Source organism: Streptomyces sp. ADMS, assembly GCF_033441795.1.
In the GTDB taxonomy this organism is placed as follows: Bacteria; Actinomycetota; Actinomycetes; order Streptomycetales; family Streptomycetaceae; genus Streptomyces.
In genome coordinates this window covers 1-2,082 of the sequence record NZ_JAVFVX010000279.1, presented here as the reverse complement: position 1 = coordinate 2,082, position 2,082 = coordinate 1, and the positions used below count along the sequence as shown (strand labels likewise).

Here is a 2,082-nt window from a genome sequence, read left to right as displayed (position 1 = left end):
TTGAGCCGGGTGACGCCGGGGAGGGTGGGAGCAGCCCTGACAAAGCCGGGACGGGCCGGTACTGCCAGACGGTCCGGGTTCGGCGAGCGTGACGGAGAGGAGTACGAGAGGAACCGGCGTGTGACAGTCCCTTGATTAGGCACCGGCTCGAACCTGGCGGATCTGGGCCGGGAGCGGTGTGCACCCGCCGGGCATGTGGGCGGGGAACTTCCGAGGCGGTAGGTACGAGCTGCCAGGGAGGCTGCGAGGAAGGTCTACGGCGTACTCGCAGCGATGCCGCAGGGGCATAGTCGGGCTCCTACTTCGACGAGCGAATCACAGTGAACACGGGAACCGTCCCGGGTCTCGCCCTTCTCGGCCGCTGCCAGCGGCTGGTGGGGCTGGGCGCGTCGACCGCCGATCGGTCCGGGACGGGGCGGAGCCGCCGTAGTACTCCGAGGCCGGGAGAGCCGGTCGCATGGGGAAGGGCGGCAGCGGTTTCGAGAAGGACTGGAGGCTGTAATGCCGCAAGACGCGACGCCGAATGGCGACGCCGACGGCTCGGGATGCAAAGGCCCCGGGACGAAGGTAGCGGAGATACAGACCAAGCTTCACCGTTGGGCGGTGGCCGATTCCGGCCGCCGGTTCGATGACTTGTTCAACTTCGTGCACGACCCGGCGACGCTGATCGTGGCGTGGTCCCGGGTCGCCGGGAACCTCGGCGCCAACACCCCGGGCATTGACGGCCTGACCGTCGCCGGGGTGGAGGCGAGTACCGGGGTCCCCGGATTCCTGGACGACCTGCGAGCTGCCCTTCGGGACGGCTCGTTCCGTCCGCTGCCGGTACGGGAACGCAAGATCCCGAAGCCGGGTGGGTCGGGAAAGATCCGTAGATTAGGGATTCCCTCCCTGACGGACCGGGTCGTGCAGGCCGCGCTGAAACTGGTGCTGGAGCCCATCTTCGAGGCCGACTTCTTGCCGGTCTCCTACGGGTTCCGGCCCAAGCGGCGTGCCCATGACGCGATCGCCGAGATCCACCACTTCGGCACCCGGGGTTATCGCTGGGTGCTGGATGCGGACATCGAGGCGGCCTTTGACACCGTGGCACACACCGCCGTGATGGATGCGGTGCGAAAACGGGTCAAGGACAAGCGCGTCCTGGCGCTGGTCAAAGCGTTCCTGAAGGCCGGGATCCTCACCGAACCCGGCGAACGTCAGGACACGATGACCGGAACGCCGCAAGGCGGCATCCTGTCCCCGTTGATCTTCAACGTGGTGATGACCGTGCTCGACGAGCACGTCATGGCACCGTGGAAGCCCGGCGGGACGATGTCGACCAACGGTAAACGCTCCTACCGACGCTCCAGAGGCCGTCCGACGTGGCGGATCATCCGCTACGCCGACGACTTCGTGATCTTGGTGCACGGTTCGCGCGAGGACACCGAAGCGCTGTACGAAGAGATCGCCGCCGTGCTGGCCCCGCTGGGACTGCGCCTGTCGCCGTCCAAGACCAGGGTCGTGCACATGGGCGACGGGTTCGACTTCCTCGGCTTCCGCATCCGGTGGAAGCGCAAGAGGGGAACGAACAAGTGGTACATCTACACCTTCATCGCCGACAGACCCTTGAAATCGGTGAGGGCGAAGATCCGTGCCCTGACGCACAAGTCATCGCAGTGGGACTTCGCGTCCGTGCTGATCAGGCTCGCCCAGATCATGCGCGGATGGGCCAACTACTTCCGACATGCCGTGGCCAAATGGACCTTCAGCAAGCTGGACGCCTTCACCTGGTGGAGACTCGCCCACATGCTGCGGGCCCGACACGGCTGGAACTGGGGCCAGTTGCGCCGCTACCTGAAGACCGCCTCCGGGCGGTGGGTGATCGCAGCTGACGGGGTCGAGTACTTCCGGATCCAAGGCGTGACGGTATGCCGCTACGTCTACCGGGGGAACAAGATCCCATCCCCGTGGCCTCTCACGAACCCCGCCTGACGACAGTGACCGTGGAGAGCCCGTTGCGGAGAGATCCGCACGGCGGGTTCGGAAGGCGGCCTGGGGAAACGGGCTGGTCGCAAGGCCAGAACCGCGCCTCAGGCCGACCTTACA

Annotated in this window: 1 protein-coding gene; it reads left to right on the top strand. The window is 66.3% G+C overall.

All coding sequences use genetic code 11. From position 1 onward, the window contains the following. Nucleotides 1-603: 603 nt before the first annotated feature. Nucleotides 604-1,968 carry a group II intron reverse transcriptase/maturase gene (gene ltrA / locus RB628_RS40325; protein ID WP_318325617.1) on the top strand — a complete coding sequence of 455 codons (1,365 nt, stop codon included), beginning with the start codon at nt 604-606 and terminating at the stop codon, nt 1,966-1,968. Nucleotides 1,969-2,082: the final 114 nt, after the last annotated feature.